At 42.0% G+C, this 18,473-nt stretch carries 9 protein-coding genes, 1 tRNA gene and 1 pseudogene; 5 read left to right on the plus strand and 6 right to left on the minus strand.

Annotated elements, in window-relative coordinates:
- The first annotated feature begins 6 nt into the window (after positions 1-6).
- The 3 genes from HFD85_RS07665 to HFD85_RS07675 are packed head-to-tail and all read left to right on the plus strand — an operon-like array spanning position 7 to position 6,832.
- Entirely contained in the window at positions 7-4,176 is a 4,170-nt protein-coding gene (locus tag HFD85_RS07665; RefSeq protein ID WP_167607242.1) for a pectinesterase family protein, read from the plus strand.
- Positions 4,176-5,126, plus strand: a complete 951-nt coding sequence (locus HFD85_RS07670; protein WP_167607245.1) for a pectinesterase family protein — start codon at positions 4,176-4,178, stop codon at positions 5,124-5,126. Before HFD85_RS07665 ends, HFD85_RS07670 begins: the two co-directional genes overlap by 1 nt.
- Before the next feature lie 20 nt (positions 5,127-5,146).
- Positions 5,147-6,832, plus strand: a complete 1,686-nt coding sequence (locus HFD85_RS07675; RefSeq protein ID WP_167607248.1) for a T9SS type A sorting domain-containing protein — start codon at positions 5,147-5,149, stop codon at positions 6,830-6,832.
- Between the two features lie 131 nt (positions 6,833-6,963).
- Here HFD85_RS07675 and HFD85_RS07680 read toward each other — a convergent pair whose 3' ends face one another.
- The 4 genes from HFD85_RS07680 to HFD85_RS07695 form a co-directional block, all read right to left on the minus strand.
- Positions 6,964-9,243 carry a pectate lyase family protein gene (locus HFD85_RS07680; RefSeq protein WP_167607251.1) on the minus strand — a complete coding sequence of 760 codons (2,280 nt, stop codon included), beginning with the start codon at positions 9,241-9,243 and terminating at the stop codon, positions 6,964-6,966.
- Positions 9,244-9,289: 46 nt separating this feature from the next.
- Positions 9,290-10,264, minus strand: coding sequence for an alpha/beta hydrolase (locus HFD85_RS07685; protein ID WP_167607254.1), 975 nt, complete (start codon positions 10,262-10,264; stop codon positions 9,290-9,292).
- Between the two features lie 325 nt (positions 10,265-10,589).
- A tRNA-Pro gene (locus HFD85_RS07690) sits at positions 10,590-10,663 on the minus strand.
- A gap of 565 nt (positions 10,664-11,228) precedes the next feature.
- On the minus strand, positions 11,229-13,751 hold the full coding sequence (locus HFD85_RS07695; RefSeq protein WP_167607257.1) for a DUF349 domain-containing protein: 2,523 nt from the start codon (positions 13,749-13,751) through the stop codon (positions 11,229-11,231).
- 370 nt (positions 13,752-14,121) lie between these two features.
- Between HFD85_RS07695 and HFD85_RS07700 the strand changes: the two are divergent.
- A pseudogene (locus HFD85_RS07700) lies at positions 14,122-14,532 on the plus strand (arsenate reductase/protein-tyrosine-phosphatase family protein); the annotation flags it as partial.
- Between the two features lie 56 nt (positions 14,533-14,588).
- Here the strand turns inward: HFD85_RS07700 and HFD85_RS07705 are convergent.
- Positions 14,589-15,980, minus strand: a complete 1,392-nt coding sequence (locus tag HFD85_RS07705; RefSeq protein WP_167607263.1) for an aminopeptidase P family protein — start codon at positions 15,978-15,980, stop codon at positions 14,589-14,591.
- Between the two features lie 259 nt (positions 15,981-16,239).
- Here HFD85_RS07705 and HFD85_RS07710 point away from each other — a divergent pair, with 259 nt between their 5' ends.
- A complete protein-coding gene (locus tag HFD85_RS07710; RefSeq protein ID WP_167607266.1) occupies positions 16,240-16,962 on the plus strand; it encodes a cytidylate kinase-like family protein in 723 nt (240 codons plus the stop codon).
- A gap of 16 nt (positions 16,963-16,978) precedes the next feature.
- Here the strand turns inward: HFD85_RS07710 and HFD85_RS07715 are convergent, their stop codons facing one another.
- Positions 16,979-18,445 carry a DUF1080 domain-containing protein gene (locus HFD85_RS07715; RefSeq protein ID WP_167607269.1) on the minus strand — a complete coding sequence of 489 codons (1,467 nt, stop codon included), beginning with the start codon at positions 18,443-18,445 and terminating at the stop codon, positions 16,979-16,981.
- Positions 18,446-18,473 lie beyond the last annotated feature (28 nt).

Here is an 18,473-nt window from a genome sequence, read left to right on the forward strand (position 1 = left end):
ACGAAGATGAAAAGAATTTTACAACTGGCAATTTTAACCCTGGTATACTTTGCATTTCTGCCGCTTGTTTCGGCGCAGAATCCGCAGGATGCCGACATGGTAGTAGCCGCCGATGGCAGTGGCGATTTTACGACGCTCCAGGCAGCCATCGATGCAACACCATCAAACAGCAACAAACGCACGGTAATTTATATAAAGCGTGGCGTTTACGATACAGAAAAACTGATCGTACCAGCCGATAAAATTAACCTCACGCTAATTGGTGAGAGCCGTGAAGAGACAATTATCAGCTATCATATTTACGATTGCGGCACAGCTGCATTGGGGAAGTGTCCGGAAGAGGATGCTACAAAATGGACCGGCGATAACATACGTACCTCGGCTACACTTACAATTATGGCGGATGGCTTTAGAGCCGAAAACATGACCATCCGAAATACTGCCGGACCGGTTGGTCAGGCTCAGGCCATTACCGTAAGAAGCGATAAATGTATTTTTATCAATGTTGATTTTTACGGTTACCAGGATACCATGTATTTCTGGAGCGATAAAAAACGTAGCTATTTTGAAGGCTGTCTGGTGGTTGGTCGTACAGATTATATTTATGGTTCGGGAACCGTATTTTTTCAGTCGTGCGAAATTCGTACCTGGGGCGGAGGTTATATTACTGCGCCTTCAACCTACAAAGATCAACCCTACGGATTTGTGTTCAACGAGTGCGACATTACTTACGGAACAAACAGCCCACGTGGAGGCGACGATGGTCAGATGATCCGGATGGGGCGTCCATGGCACGAGTATCCAAAAGTCGCCTGGTTGCGCTGCAACATTACAGAAATGATGAATCCACTTGGATGGGGTGACAAATGGAACATGGATTATGCCGATACCAGCGAAGACCTGCATTTGTACGAATATCAGAATACAGGCCCCGGTGCCGATATGAGTGGTCGCGCAAACTGGGCCGGAATAAAAGAACTTACAACTGAAGAAGCCGCTGATTATACGGTTCAAAAAGTAATGGCAGGTAACGATGGTTGGGATCCAACCGCTGAGGCACCACTGGTTACTACCTACAAATGGGTAGGAGCTGCAAGTGGCACAGGCTGGAAAGAAGCTGAAAACTGGAATCCTGCAGGAATACCTGCAACAGGCGAACTGGCAACCGTAGACAGTGCATTTACACTAACTTCAGGAAACGATACTTTTCAGGCTGACCTGGCGCTAAAAAATTATGCCCAACTCGAGGTTGCAGGCAACAGTGTTGCCACTTATATTTCTGCAGCCAATGCGGTTTTATCTGCCTCAGGCGATGCTGTGTTAGATGGAAAAATAGCTACAAAAGATTCCTTACATTTTGATGTAGATGGAACACTTACTGTGAATGCAGATTTACAAGGTATACATGCTCTTACTAAAACGGGTGAAGGGACAGTGATTCTTGCTGCGGATAACTCCAATTTCTCGGGAGATGTTCTGGTGAAAGAAGGAACTTTGGAGGCAACAAACAGCGGATCGCTTGGGAAGAGCTCCGTAACAGTCGGAGTTGGCGGGACTTTGTCGGTTTCAAATGATAATGCCTTTTATGCAAAAGCACAACTTTCAGTGGTTACGGGTTCGAAGCTAATTCTTAACTCTACCGTAACTCTTAGCCAGTTTTATGTAAATGGCGTAATGCAGCCGGTAGGAGAATACAATGCAACGTTTGAACCTGTTTCTATTAGTGGTCCGGGTAAAATAGTCATCGGTAGGCCCGATACACTAACCTTCCACCGGTCGGGCAACGGAAACTGGGATGAAGCTGCTAATTTTATACCTGCACTGATTCCTCAAACTGGTGAAACAGTTATCGTGCAAGAGGAAATGGAAACGACCTCAACCGTTTTTGAGGCAGACATCCTTTTGCAAAGTCCCGGAAATATTAGGATGCGCGGTGCTCACAAAAGCACCGGAACTTTATACATGGGCGATGGCACTAACTTTAAATACAACACCGGAGGTACTGGAATGTCACTCGAAGCACCCATCGTTATTCAGGGCGATGTGCAGATGATCATGGAAAGTGGCAACACTGCCGGAAGTACTCTGGGCTTATCAGGTCCAATTTCAGGAAAATATTCTCTTCAGGCTTTAAACAATGGAAAAGGAACCGTAAATAATGGTAAACTTTTATTGAGCGGTGATAATTCAGGATTCTCCGGAACCTGGGATTTAACAGCGTATAGTAGGAAATATCCTGGTGTAAATGGATACAATACATTAATAGAAGGAGAAAGCGAAAATGCTTTTGGACATGGTACGATCATTGCCGGACATGAAAATCAGGTAATTTTCAGCCATGCAAAAGTTGCAGGTGATTCCTTAAGACTAACGTTAAATGAATCAGCAACTGCGGTTTTAAATGCCAATGTTGAGGTTAAATATTTTCTTTTCAATGGCGAAGAAATGGCTGAAGGAGAATATGATGCCACAACTCATCCGGATTTATTAACTGGTGGCGGAAAAATTATAGTAGGCAATGGTGGCGGTGGACCGCTAGAAGAACTGGCAGCATTTCCGGGAGCCGAAGGCCATGGAAGATATGCAACCGGAGGTCGTGGTGGCCAGGTGATTTACGTTACCAATCTCGAGGATAATAATAATCCCGGATCTTTGCGTTGGGCAGTCAATCAATCCGGACCAAGGATCATTCTTTTTAAAGTGTCTGGTACCATTGACCTTAAGTCAAAATTGAGCATCAAAAATGATAACATTACTATTGCCGGACAAACTGCGCCCGGCGACGGAATTACTTTGCGAAATTATTCTGTTAATGTTGACGCCGATAATGTAATCATACGTTTTATGCGTTTTAGAATGGGAGATACAGCTCAACAGGAAGACGATGCACTGGGTGGGCGTTTTCATAAAAATATAATTGTCGATCACTGTTCCATGAGCTGGTCAACCGATGAATGCGTATCATTTTATGTAAATGAGAACTTTACTTTGCAGTGGAGTATCGTTTCTGAAAGCTTAAGAAATTCTGTTCATGATAAAGGGGCTCATGGATATGGTGGTATTTGGGGCGGAAAGAATGCTTCATTCCATCACAACCTGCTGGCGCATCATGATAGCCGCAATCCACGTCTGGGTGAATCGGCCGGAACGACCTATGCACTAACCGATTTGGTTGATTTACGAAATAACGTTATCTACAACTGGGGTGGAAACAGCTGTTATGGTGGCGAAGGAATGAATGTAAATATTGTGAATTGCTATTATAAACCGGGTCCGGCAACTTCTAAAATCGAAAGGATTGTTTCCATCGATAAAAACAAAACTGAAGGAACACCTATATATGGAATTTGGGGGAAATTCTATATTGATGGAAATGTGCTCACTGAATCTGCCCGGGCAACCAACGATAACTGGACTTATGGAGTCTACAACCAGTTTCATAGTAGCAATGGTACGGTAACCCAGGAAGAACGGGATGCAATGAGGATATCACAACCACACGATCCGGGCAAAGTAACCACACACACCGCCGAAATGGCTTACGAAAGAATCCTGGAATATTGTGGTGCCAGTTTGGCGACAGATTCTGTCGACTTGCGTATCATTCACGACGTTTCTACGGGAACGGCTACCTACATGGATGGTGGAAACGGAAGTAAAAACGGGATTATTGATACACAAGGTGCAGTGGGAGGCTGGCCGGTATTAAAATCGGAACCGGCCCCGACCGATACCGACGACGATGGCATGCCGGATGATTGGGAAACTGCTAATAGTCTGAATCCAAACGATCCATCGGATGCTCAACTCAAATCGGTAGATGGTGTTTATCCGAATATCGAAGTTTACATCAACAGTCTGGTATCGCATATTGTTGAAGCACAAAACGAAGGCGGAGAATGGACCGATGCAGGAGAAATCCGCTTGGACGATAACGGAGATCAGCAAACGATTAAAGCATATATCGATCATTCAGCGGCTAAACTGGTTATTTCACATAAGGAAAAAATCAGTGATGTGAAAATTTACTCCATAACCGGTCAGTTACTGATCAACCGCGAATTCAACGAAAGAGATGTTCGCATAGATGTATCTGCTTTAAAAAACGGACTGTACATCATTTCGGTTAGAGATGAAAACAATCGGGTTTATTCCGAAAAAATAATGACATTTTAATGAAGAATATTTTGTTCAGCCTTTTGTTCGTAGCCAGTGTTCTTCAGCTAATGGCGCAAAATGGCGTTCAATATGAAATAACGGTGGCGCAGGATGGATCGGGTGATTTTACCACGATCCAGGCTGCCATTGATGCTACCAAGGCGTTCCCCGATAAACGAATTACTATTTATATTAAAAATGGTGCTTACAAGGAGAAGGTTTTAGTTCCCTCTTGGAATAACAAATTATCGCTGATCGGCGAAGATGCCACAAAAACAATAATTTCCTGGGACGATTATTTCAAAAAGATTGACCGCGGGCGAAACAGTACGTTTTTTACATATACCTTAAAAGTTGAAGCAGATGATTTTTATGCCGAAAACCTGACCGTAGTAAATGCTGCAGGTCCGGTAGGACAGGCGGTAGCTCTGCATGTTGAGGGCAATCGTTGTATGTTCAAAAACTGCAAAATTTTGGGGAACCAGGATACGATGTATCTGACGGGAGAAAACAGCAAACAATATTTTAAAAACTGTACCATCGAAGGCACCACCGATTTTATTTTTGGCTCGGCAACTGCTGTTTTTTCGGAATGCACCATTATCAGCCTTGCTGATTCGTACATTACGGCAGCCAGTACGAACGAGGGAAAAGCATTCGGTTTTGTTTTTGTGAAGTGCAAGTTACAAGCCCGAAAAGGCGTATCAAAAGTTTATCTCGGACGCCCCTGGCGACCTTATGCTAAAACAGTTTTTATGAATTGTGAAATGGGCGAGCATATTGCTCCTGAAGGTTGGAAACAATGGAGCAATGCAGACCAGTTGAATACCACTTTTTATGCTGAATACAAAAATACCGGTTTCGGTTCTTCTATAGAAAACCGGGTGAAATGGTCGCATCAATTAAATAATAGATCCGCTAAAAAATATAATAAAGAAAACATTCTGGGAAACTGGATTTCAAAATGAAAATAGAGGGAGGATAAGTGATGAGGAAATTAGTTGGAGGCATTTTGTTAATGCTATTTGGAATTTTTAGTGGTGTTGCTCAAAGCAACGAGGTGCCGGCTTTCCCGGGTGCCGAAGGTTTTGGAAAATACACCACTGGCGGACGCGGGGGAAATGTTTATTATGTAACTACCCTCGAAGACAATGATAGTGCAGGCAGTTTGCGTTATGCTGTCAGCAAGTCAGGGCCCCGGATCATCCTTTTTAAAGTGGCCGGTACAATAAAGTTGAAAAAGAGTCTGAGCATCAGTCATGGTGATGTAACTATTGCAGGGCAAACTGCTCCCGGTGACGGAATTACCTTGCGCGACTATCCGGTAAGCGTCAGTGCCGACAATGTGATCATTCGTTTTATTCGCTTCCGAATGGGGGATGTTACCATCCAGGAAGCCGATGCGTTGGGAGGCAGACGGCATAAAAGAATTATTGTTGATCATTGCTCCATGAGCTGGTCGACAGATGAGTGCGCCTCCTTTTACGACAACGAGGAATTCACACTTCAATGGAGTATTCTATCTGAAAGTCTGCGAATTTCAGTACACGAAAAAGGTAAACATGGATATGGCGGAATCTGGGGCGGGCGAGGAGCTTCTTTTCATCATAACCTGCTGGCACATCACGATAGTCGTAATCCTCGCTTTTGTGGAAGTCGTTATTCCAACCGTCCTAAAGATGAGTTGGTGGATTTTAGGAATAATGTGATTTATAATTGGGGTGGAAACAGCGGTTATGCCGGAGAAGGAGGTCGCTACAACATGGTCAATAATTACTACAAAGCCGGACCGGCTTCTTCAAATAAATCCAGGATTTTTCAACCTTATCCGGATAATGGATCAAATAGTCAACCTGCCGGAGTTTATGGTACTTTTTTCGTTGATGGCAACTATATGACGGCCAGTTCGCAAGTTACAAATGACAACTGGTTGGGAATAAACATGCATTCCTCATTTTCGACTTATGCTCCCGGAGTTACACTGGAAGATATAAAATCGGATGCTGAATATGATGCTGGAGAAGTGACTACTCACTCTGCTGAACTGGCATTCGAACGGGTACTTGATTTTGTAGGTGCCAGCCTGGCACGGGATTCTGTGGATATTAGAATTACCCACGAGGCTTCAACGGGCACGGTAACTTATCCCAACGGTGGCAATGGTAGTTCGAATGGATTAATCGATACACAGGATGCTGTTGGAGGCTGGCCGGTTTTGCAAACGGGTAATGCACCTGCAGATTCCGATGGCGACGGAATGCCTGACGATTGGGAAACAGCAAACGGATTATTACCAAACGATCCGAGTGATGCACAGTTGAAGTCGGTAGATGGTGTTTATCCAAACGTTGAAGTGTATATAAATTCATTGGTAGCCACAATTGTTGACAACCAAAATCAGGGTGGAATACCAACTTCCGCCCCAACCATCTCCGCACCACGTTCATTTATAAATGCATACTATAACGGGGCAGTAAATGAAGTGGTTATTAAGCATACAGTAGCACTACAAAATGTTGATATTTACGATATCTCAGGCAAGTTGCTCATTCAGAAAAATGTAGATGGAACAATTGTGAATGTTCCGGCACATGAACTTAAGAAAGGAATTTATATTCTACGGGTACAAGATGCAGAACAACAGATTTTTGCAAAAAAAATAGTTGTGTTCTAAGTCACATTTCCAAAAAGAAAAAAATGAGCTGTGAAGTCATTTTATAGCTCATTTTTTTTAAAAAACTATAACCGAAACAAATAGTTGTTTTTCCTGAATTTGAGAAAGAAAACCATTGCCGAAAGAGTGATTTATTTCTTGACGATTTTTTTAGTAATGGTTCCTTCTTTCGTTAAAATCCGGAGTAAATAACTTCCTGATTTCAGCTCACCCACATCAATGTTTTTGATATTGCCTTCTGACTTTTTAACCAATCCACCATTCAAATTATAGATTCCCACGCTGGTTATTATTTGGGAGGATTTTATGGTCAGTTGATCATTCACCGGATTTGGAAATACAATCAGACCGGATAATTCATTATCACGAATTCCTGTTGCCAGGTCGAGGTTGATCAGGTAAAGGTTGGCCACATCGGTTTTTGTAATCTGATGGGAGCCTGCCGGGATGGTTAGTGTTATAATTCCGTTTGTTGCCGAGTAATTGGTTCCATCCACTTTAATTCTTCCAGAGTAATTGTCATTAAATACTAAAGTAAGAACTGCTTCTTCAGTAGTTGTAAATTCGATAAGGGTAGTCGACTCAATCTTCAAACACTGTGTTAATGTCAGTCCGCCATATACCACTGTTCCTTTCGAATCAGAAAGATTTCCGGTAATGCTGAAATAGTCGCTGGTCAGACCCGATTTGGTAAAATTATGAACGATATCGCCGCTTATTTCACTACCTCCAGTTCCGCCGCCACCTCCTGTTGTATCTTCTACTGTAACCGTGTCGCCCATAACTGCGATCAGGCTGGTCTGGTAATCGACAAGTGCAGTCTTTAAAGCAGAGTTTGCGGAATACGAAGCATCATCTACCGAATTATTGAAAGTCCACTGAAAGTCGCCTCCGTTCATACGGCCCGCATATTGCATCACTTTTTCTTTGGCTGCCTCCGGTTCGTCGGGAGTATACGTATACATCACCGCTTCGTTGGTATCGAAGTTGTTGTAAGTGTTACTTCCATATGCTGATTTTATAGAACTGTCAATCTTTTCGTCCCTGCTGTCGGCCACGTAGGCGTCAAAATCAACCGTTGAATTCGGATATGCAGCATCGCCGTAAGGCACAAACCGACGTTGTCCGCTCATGCAGTTGTTCCAGGCTTTAATGGTTCCGCCATCTTCTTTCGAGAAAGTAGGCATATCGGAATAGTCGTTCGACTGGGTGTTCTCATCAAACACATCGGAACCCTGCATCGAAGTCAGCATCGGATACCTGCAATTGCGGAAATAATTCGCCTCCACAAATACTGACGACCCCATAGTTGAACCTACGCCATACTTTGCAATTCCATCGTAATAATTATTGTAAACGTGTGCCGAATAAAAACGAACACGTGGGTGGCGCGAATCGGAATGATCGTACCAGTTGTGGTGGTATGTTATAAAAAGTCCTTCGGTAGTATCTTCGTTAAGGCCTAAAAGGTTGCTTTTGCCGGTGTCCCAAAAGTGGTTGTACGATAAAGTTACATAGGTCGACCGTTTACAATCCATGGCGCCATCGCCTTTTGCTTGGTCGGCATCGCCACCGGCATCGCCATAAAAAAGATCGCAATGATGTACCCAAATGTATTCATTCTCTTGTTGCAGACCAATATCGTCGCCTTCATCGCTGTTGGTATTCATCAACCCAATATTCCGGATCTCAACATTAGAGGCATTTTTTACCCGGATTCCCCAGCCATCGGCAACTGCGTCGTTACCCACACCTTCGAAGGTAATGTAACCTGATTGATTGTTGTTGTTTTCAATTACAATATCGCCTTTGTCCATATATTCCAGGTCGGTAATTTGTCCGATTAAACGAACAATCAGCGGCCTGTTGTCTTTACCTTTCTTGAAGCCTTCAAGAATCGTTTGCAAACCCACGCAGGGATTGGCATTTGCTCCTGTTACATCAAGCGAAATGGTATTTTTTGTGTTCTGGGTGATGTACAAAATCACAGCATTGTCTTTGGGTGTTCCATTGGCTTTGTAGGCGCCCGGAACTTTCTCGTTTGCAAAAGCGAAACCAGTTCGGTCGTGGGCAGTTATGATTAATGAACCGGTTTCAGTGCTTTCACCTGCAGTGCCGGCAATCACCGGTATTATTTTCAAGGTATAAGTTCCCGGTGCCAGCCCCAGTGCATCGGCGCGAAAATAAGCCCCGTAATCACGAACGAGCTGTCCGTCGATTTGTTGATTGGTAATGCCTTCTCCGCTTACATATACGTTGTAGCTTTCAGCTCCTTCTACAGCGTGCCATTTTACCCAGACCGATTCAAGCCACCCCCCGGCATCTTCAATCGTTACCGGTTGTGACCAGGCAGCCGGGTTGGCCAAACAGAGAGTCAAGAACAGGAGAAATATTTTAATTCGATGTTTCATTTGTATCAATTGGTTATGGCATTTTTACTACCGTTCATAGCAACGATTATTCTTCTTTAAAAACGTAATCCAGGAAATTCACCACTTTGGGCCAGGTTTCGTCGAACCAGGGATAAAACAGCCAGAACGGATGCGGTGTTTTTGGAATGTTATGTACTTCGTTATAGGTTCCGTAGCTGTCGAGCACTTTTAAAAAATCGCCTCGCCCGGCATGAAAACGGGCATTCTTGCTATTTATGAAAATTGTTGCTGGTGTTTCTGCATCCACGTAATTAACGGCAGAAGCTTCCTTCCAAAGCTCCGGTTTTTGTTTATAGGTGGCACCAAACCAACGTGCACCTGCTGAAGGTTTTGCCGGATCTTCGTCTTTTGCACTTTCCGATGGAGTAGTAAAATCAGGTACACCGTCGATGTTTACCAACGCTTGCACACGATCACCCGCATTCCCTTCCGCTTTGTGCGAAGGGTAAACAGCTTTACCGCCGGTTGTGGCCAGCAAACTGGCCAATGTAGCACCTGCCGACGTGCCGAGCACAGCAATAAGCGAACTGTCGCATCCAAAGCCCGAGGCATTAATTTTCAGCCATTTTACTGCAGTCTTCAAATCGATTACTGCAGCCGGGTATAGTGCTTCGGGCGACAGACGGTATTCAACACAGGTAGCTACATAACCATGTTCTGCCAGTTTTTGGGCCAGCGGAACAAGATGCGACTTGTCTCCCGATGCCCAGCCTCCTCCGTGGATTAGAATTACACCGGGATATGTTTCCGATTTGTCTGACGGATAAAAAACATCCGCATGCAGTTTTCGTTTTCCAAAAGAATAATAAACCACATCTCTTTTTTCCTGAACTCCCTTTATGTTGAATGCCTTAACCGGCTCGATAAAAGGGTAATATTTTCGTTCTTTCAGATAGGTATCGTGAATATTAAAAGAGGTATCTCGCGGAAAATCTCCACCGCTGATTTGTGATAACCCAACGAACGGTAAGAACAGAAGGGAAATAATTAACAACTTCATATTCTATGCTTATTGTTAGTTTTTCGCTTTTCAAGAAAACGGATAAACTTTTTCATTGTATTAATCTCAGGATCACGGGCACAAGCCGATGATACCCATATTTCTAATTGCTTGCAAGGTGTACTGATTAAAAGAAACAGTGTACCATCATAAATATAATAGATATATAAGCGTTTCCGGTGAACCAATTCCAAAAAATATTTTGGTTCACCGTTTTGTTCACATTTACGATGGTTTTAAATGGTGTTATTTAACTTCATAGAAATAAAAAAGCCCGCAAATCAACTGATTTACAGGCTTTTGGTTTTTTTGACTTTTGTCTCAGTCGGGATGACAGGATTTGAACCTGCGACCCCGTCGTCCCGAACGACGTACGCTACCGGACTGCGCTACATCCCGAATATTTCAAAGAATGCTCGCCATGTGTCCTTAACGGACTACCTGCCCGAAAGAATTCGTTCAGGCGGGCGCTACATCCCGAAATGATTATTTAAAATTTACTGTTCAAATAACCGATAGCAAAAATAAACATTTTTTACTTTTTACAATAGGGAATCGGTTTTCATTATTCCTGTAAAAATCCACAACATTTCAATATATATAAATTAACATAATATAAATTATAAGACTTGTCAGAGATTGGATTTTATTAAGGTTTTTATATCCCAATTTATGTCTGACTCCGCTGTTTTCCTAAAATCAGATATTTGGCAGTAACTGTTGAATATCGCAAGGGATTTATGAAAAGTTAATAGAATGTACTTTAAAACAATTTTCAGATAATACATTTCCTTCATTGATAGAATTGAAAAAAAATCAAATACTAAACGCATCGAGATTTTGTTTTTCTGTACAACCGCACATAAATATTTTTTTATGCGATTCTCGCTCGTTATGAATATTCGTGCATTTAGTCGTTGAACCAGGCATAAAAAAAGCCGGTTTAAAACCGGCTTGTATTCTTTTACTCATTTTCGTCTACTTCATCAATAACCCTGATCTTTTCCTTGAGCAATTCAATTTTCTGTTTGGTCATTTCTATTTTCTTCTGCACATCTTTAATCAACGATTCAGCATTTTTCGATTCAGCAAAGAAACCAATATTATTGTCTAACAATACCAGATCGTTTTCCAGTTGCTTCATCTTATTCATGTATTTATCGCGCTCAAATCGCATTTTATTCTGACCACGTGATGATTCAGAATAAGTAGTCATTTTTGTCCTGAATTTAAGCAGATTACGTTGCTCATCATCAATTTTCAGGTCGTCATACAATTTATTGATCGCTTCACGGAAATTAACCTGAATTTCGTCTTTCTTTTTAAAAGGAACATGGCCTATTTCGGCCCAGCGACGTTGAAATTCCTTCAGTCTGTCAAGATTATTTTCCACATCTTTAGAAGACTTGAAGTTCTTAATCTCCTCAATTAGATCTTCTTTTAATTTCAGGTTATCAACCTGTTCAGTATCCATTTCAGAGAAATGTTCCGATTTCTTATCAAAGAAATAATCACAGGCAGTGCGGAAGCGTTTCCAGATACTGTCGGACTGTTTGCGCGGTACCGGACCTATCTCCTTCCATTTTTTCTGAATTTCAATCAAATCCTGTGTGGTTTTCTTCCAATCGTTGCTGTCTTTCAACGATTCTGCCTGAACACAAAGATCAATTTTCAGCTGCAGGTTATTCTGCTGCTCTTCTTTATTTTTGGAATAAAAGGCACGTTTAGCATCAAAAAAGCGATCACAGGCAGAACGGAAACGATCATAAATCCGGTTGTTATCCTTGCGTGGAGCAAAGCCAATTGTGCGCCAAACTTTCTGTAATTCAACAAGTTCTTTCGAATGTTTATCCCATTCCTTGTGCGAGTCTATTTCGTCGATTTTGATTGCTTCAACTTTCTCGCAAAGTGCGGTTTTGGCATCCAGGTTATTTTTTTGTTCCTGTTTACGCTCTTCGAAAAATTCCTGGTGCTTTTTATTGATTTTAGTTGTTGCAGCTTTAAAACGCTCCCAGATATCGTCTTTTTGTTCGCGCGGAACAGGTCCGATCTCGCGCCACTGTTCGTGGTATTTTTGTAGCGTATTAAAAGCCCTGATAATGGATGAATCCAACAACAATTCTTCGGCTTTTTCGCACAACTTTATTTTGGCTTCCAGGTTTTTCTTCAGATCAAGATCACGCAGTTCGCGGTTGATCTTTACGTAATCGTAAAAATTCTCGACATGAAAATGATACGTATCCCACAATGTTTTCATTTTCGACTGCGGAACCAAACCAATTTCGCGCCATTCCTGTTGCAAACTTCTGAATTCGTTAAAGGTTTTATTGATCGATTCTTCGTTATTGATTAATCCTTTTATTTTTTCGATTACCTCGTATTTTTTTGCGAGGTTTTCTTCTTTTTCCTGCTCATGTTTCTTACTGTACTCAATCCGAATCTGACGGTATTCTTTCAGCAGGTCTTTTATGTCGTTTTCGTATGGATCTTCTTCTTCAACAAAATCTTCTTCTGCCCCACCCGCTTCTATAAACTGCTTTTTAGCTTCCTCAACTGCGTCTTTCATATTTTTGTAGAAGGCAGCCTTCATGGCGTCGACATCGGCTTTTACATCACGATCGTCGCTTTCACCCAAAACATCGCGCATGGCATTTACCAGCTCGATTTGAGAGAATTTTGTGTAGTCAACTTTCTCTTCAACCTTTTTTTCCTTTTTGGGCGCCTCCTCTGAAACATCCTTTTCTTTTGTATCCTCAGGAGTATCTTCCTTCGTTGCTTCTTCAATTACAGGAACAGATTCAGGTACCGTATCAATAGGAACTGTTTTCTCTTTGGATGCTTCTTTCTTTTCCTCTTCTTTTTCCTTTTTCGGCGCAGGAGTTTCTTCTGCTACTTCATCCTCAATTACCGGAACTGATTCAGGAACAGTATCGATTGGAACCGTATTTTCGGCTGATGCTTCAGTCGCTTCCTCTTTCTTTTCCTTTTTTGGTGCAGGATTTTCTTCTACTACTTCATCCTCAATTACCGGAACTGATTCAGGAACAGTATCGATTGGAACTGTATTTTCGGCTGTTGTTTCAGTCACCACCTCTTTCTTTTCCTTTTTTGGTGCAGGAGCTTCTTCCTCAGCTACTTCTTCAATTACAGGAACAGATTCAGGGACTGTGTCGATTGGCACTGTTTTCTCACTTGTTTCTTCTTCCTCAACATCCTTTTTTGCCTTTTTAGGCGCAGGCGTTTTTTCTTCAGAAATAGCCTCAATCACCGGAACTGATTCCGGTACCGTGTCGATCGGAATTTTATCTGATGCGGTGGTTTTCACCGCTTCTTCTTTCTCTTTTTCTTGTTCGGGTGCTGGTTCCGCTTGAACCGGTTCTTCTTTTTTTACTTCTTCAGTAACCGGTTTTGTTACGTTCTCTTTCTTAAGGTCCTCCTTTTCCGGACTTTTTAACTCGTCAGAGTTTTTTAGATCTTTAGGTTCCATACGCAGTTTATTTTACCATTTTAGAATGGTGTACATTGTCATTCAATTCTCTACGAAAATAGGCAAAAGCGCAGTAATACTCAATTTTTAGCCTGAAATAAAAAGGCAATTGTCTATTTTGTTTTGATTTTCAATTATTTGTAGCTGATAATCTTCTGGATCGGTAACTCTAATATCTTCATTTTGAGGTATTTTTAACAAAAACTGATTGCTGCATTAAAATATTATGTTGCTCCTGATTATGCTCCAAAACATTGCCATAGTTATTTAAGCAGGACTTTCAGCATATTTTGAGCTTCAATTTTTACTTATCTTTTCCATTCAATAACAGTAAAACCAGTGGAAAAATGGGGTAAGTGTATTTTTCTTAAGCGAACGAAATTCATGCCGGAGCCAGATGGCAGAAGCAATTTTGCGAAGTTTCGATAGCGATCTTGAAATTTATTCAGCAGGTATCGATCCGGCCGATCATGTTAGTCCGATAGCCATTGAAGTGATGCAGGAAATTGGCATTGATCTACAGCCCGGTTTGCCCAAAACGGTGGAGGAAATTAAAGTACATTCTTTTGATTTTCTGATTACAGTTGGCGAAGGGACACAGGAAGAGCTGGAAATCCCGGAAATACAATACGAACGTAAACTTCACCTGGGGTTTCACAGCCCTTATAAAAACTCGAAATCGCACGACGAAATCCGGGAAAAATGTCGAGAAGTAAGGGATGAACTTATGACAGAACTGGAATATTTCTATTATCGAATAATAAAAAAGAGCGTCTGTTAAACGCTCTTTTTTATTAATTATGTATACAGTATTCCTACTATATATTTTGCAATGCTTTATTTGCTGTTTACCGTTGCTTCAACTTCTTCAGGAGTTATCGGGATACGCTTTCCAAGAATCCGACTTCCTGTTTCAGTTACCAGGATATCGTCTTCTAACCTGACGCCGCCAAATCCACGGTATTCATTCACCTTATCAAAATTGATGAAGTCTTTGTTAATGCCTTCGGCCTGCCATTTGTCAATCAGTGCCGGAATAAAATAACATCCTGGTTCGTTGGTGATTACATAACCTGGTTTCAGGCGTTTTCCAAGTCGCAGAGCCGCTGTGCCAAACTGATCAACCGGACGGATTTCATCGTCGTAACCCACATAAATCTGTCCCAGATCTTCCATGTCGTGAACATCGAGCCCCATCATATGGCCGAGTCCGTGCGGGAAAAACAGAGCGTGAGCTCCGTTCTCAACAACTTCTTTTACATTGCCTTTTAACAACCCAAGATCAATCAAACCTGAAGCAATAACTTCTGCCGCAGCCAGGTGAACCGATAAATAGGTTACGCCCGGTTTAGTTAGCTCAGTGGCTTTGTTGTTGGCGGCCAGGACTATTTCGTATATCTCGCGCTGCTTTTGGGTGAATATTCCCCCTACCGGCGTTGTGCGTGTAAAATCGCTGGCATAGTGCATTGCAGATTCAGCACCGGCATCGGTAATGATGAGCCTGCCTTTTTCGAGGTATTGTGAATGATTATGGTTATGTAGTGTTTCGCCGTTTTGTGACAAAATAATGGGGAATGCAGTCATCGATCCTCCGGCAATAGCAATTCCTTCAATAGTACCTGCTATTTTTTGTTCCCAAACTCCCGGATGTGCCATTTTCATAGCAGCAACGTGCATGTCGTAACCAATTGCACAGGCCTTTTCAATTTCAGTAACTTCCTGGTCTTCTTTAACCTCACGCAAAGAAATTACAGCCTTTACAAAATCGAGGGAAGCATGTGCATTGATTGATAAAGCGGACAAGCCGGTCAATTTCTCGAGCAATATTTTGTTGTCTCCACGGTATGGCGGCAGGAAATGTACTTTTCGGCCTTTTTGCTGAGCATCGCGCACCAGATCGAAAACTTTTGCAAAAGGCGCGGTTTTTTCTACTCCCACTTTTGCGGCATTTTCCTTTAATGTGACTTGTGGTCCAGTCCAGATAATGTCATCGATTTCAAAATCATCGCCAAAAATAAAATCTTCTCCACTTTCGAAATCTATAACACCGATCAATCCCGGGAAATCAAGTCCGAAAAAATACAGGAAATTACTGTCCTGGCGATAATGATAAGTATTATCGAGGTAATTCATGGGGGCTTCACCATTTCCGGTAATGATGCCAATTCCGCTTAATCCTTTTTCTTTTAATGCTTTACGTCGGTTTGTATAAGTATTTTTATCGAACATATTACTTCTTTATTTTGATGATAATTGAAATTACAATACTCGTTCAGTTTTGTTCATATTCAAAACCGGGCATGAAATTAGAAATATCCTGCTGAATATTCGATGATGCATGTCATTCCTCCCCGAATTTAAGGCTAATTAACAACTATAAAATTTTCAACTGATAATGCGAATGTATTTATCGCTAAAATATTTTCTGTAAAACATAACCAAAAGGTAATTGCCTCGTAAATTAAACTGAACTTTAAAAAACTGCGCCATGGGAAACGCCCTTTTAAATTACCTGAATAAGCGACTGGAAGAATCAAACTCCTTTCACAAAGTCGCAAAAGGGCCGGCCGGTCCGGTAATCACTATTTCGAGAGAAGTAGGTTGCAACGGTCTGCCTCTGGCCCGCGAACTTGCAGCGCATTTAAACCAACAACGCATGTTTACCGAGTGGAAAGTGTTGAGCAAGGAAGTGTTTTATAAAAGTGCACAGGAATTGAACCTTGAACCGGAAAAGGTTCAACGCATGTTCAAAAAAGCCGATAAATACACTTTTGAACAAATCCTTACAGCCTTTGGCGAAAAGCGTTATAAAAGCGAAGCGAAGATATCGAATACAGTTCGCGATGTAATTCATTCGCTTGCAGTAGACGGCTTTAATATTATTGTGGGCCGCGCCAGCCATATAATTGCCGGCGATATTAAAAATGCTTTTCACCTTCGTTTAACGGCACCACTCGACTACCGTGTTGCAAACATTATGGAAAACAATAAGTTGAGCCGTAATGATGCCATTAAATTTATTGACCGTGTTGAAAAAGAACGCGATGCTTTTCGCAAGGCTATTAAGGCAGGCGATTCGCAGGATGATAACTTTGATATGACCATTAACCGCGCAACTTTTACAACAACACAATGTATTGAAATTATTATGATGGCCATCGAAAAGAAAAGCATTCTCTCCGATTACAAACAAAAGGTGGAATTCTTCTGAAATGTCACATTATGAATTACCCCGTTATTTTAGCCGGCAGACCTTTTACAATAACCGGTTTTAATGAATTGGGTTTGATTTCGAACATATCATTCGGTTCCAGTTCACATTCTTCGAGCATTTGCAGGCAATAATCCAGTTTTCCCAATTCATGGGTTACGTTATTTGTTCCGAAAGTGAATTTAACTCCGGCTGCTTTGGCCATTTTAATCATTTCAGCATTTGGCGTTTTATACCTTGCGTTAATCTCCAATGCAATTCCATTATCGGCCAGTACTTTCACTACCCTTTCCATTCTTTCTTTTGTCCAGAGTGTTTCGTATTCGGGCATCAGCGAGGCGGGTAAAACCGTTGGATTCACGTAAATATCAACCGGTTCCTGTGAAAATATGGCCTCAATCTTGGCCACCAAATCATCCATGAATTGTTGTTTGTCATCCACCCAAACTTCTTCGGGTATCCAAATACGGTTTCTACGGCCTTTCCTGTCGGTAAAAGTCATGGCGTCGGTAAATACATAATCAAATTTGGCCACAGCTTCCGGCGAAAATAAAGTAATCCACTCCCTGCCCTCGGCTTGCATTCCTTTGAAAGTGGGGCTTCCTTTTACTTCTTCCATGTAAGAATAAAGTGATTCGTCGTCGGTTACCGGGAAATGCAGCCCGCAATTGGGTGCAATGCCGTAATTAATTCCCGTTTTTTGTGAATTGGCCACACAATCTTCCAGCGTTAATCCGCCCTTTAAATGCACGTGGTAATCGACTAATGGAAATCCGGCCCGCATTAATTTGGTCACTTTGGTATCCCACTCCAAATCATCCACTTTTTTGCGTTCGCCATCGGGTAAAGCTTTAATACGAAGGTTCCGGAAATAAACTGTACTTCCCGGATCATGCGCCTGTAAAGCAACCGTGCCATGACTCAATCTAATGTTTTCACCGCCTTCCCATCGCCATGGATCTTCCGGTTCGGTGTACTCATTTACCTTCACATCGTTTACAAAAACCTCGACGAAATTTTCCACCACTTTTATTCGCATCGTAAACCATTCGTCGTCTCCGGCCAGTGGGTAATAAATGTTTCGAATATTGTATACACTCGCCGTCTTTCTTAGTTCAGGATGTTCTTCCGAGCCACGAAAAGAGTTGTTTACCTGTATCTCGTAACCTTTAGCCGGCCAGCCTTCACTTTGGTATTCAGTATGAATAAAAACGCCTGAATTGGAATGTTCCTGCGCCTTAATTTCAGCTTCAAACTCAAAATTTTTATAATCGCCTTTGTAAAACAGATGCGAACGTTTGCCCGAACATTTTATCATTCCGTCCTCAACGCTTATGCTTTCGGGATTTTCGGCGGCTTTTTGCCAGCCATTCAACGATTCGCCATCGAATATACTTTGCCACTCTCCTACCGGAGCTTGGGTGTTACAGGAAATAAGTCCTATCAGAAAAGCGAGTAAGACTGCCAATTGAAGTTTTTTCATTTTATTTCAGGTTTTAGTTGGTTTCAGC

Source organism: Maribellus sediminis, assembly GCF_011799805.1.
GTDB lineage: Bacteria > Bacteroidota > Bacteroidia > Bacteroidales > Prolixibacteraceae > Draconibacterium > Draconibacterium sediminis_A.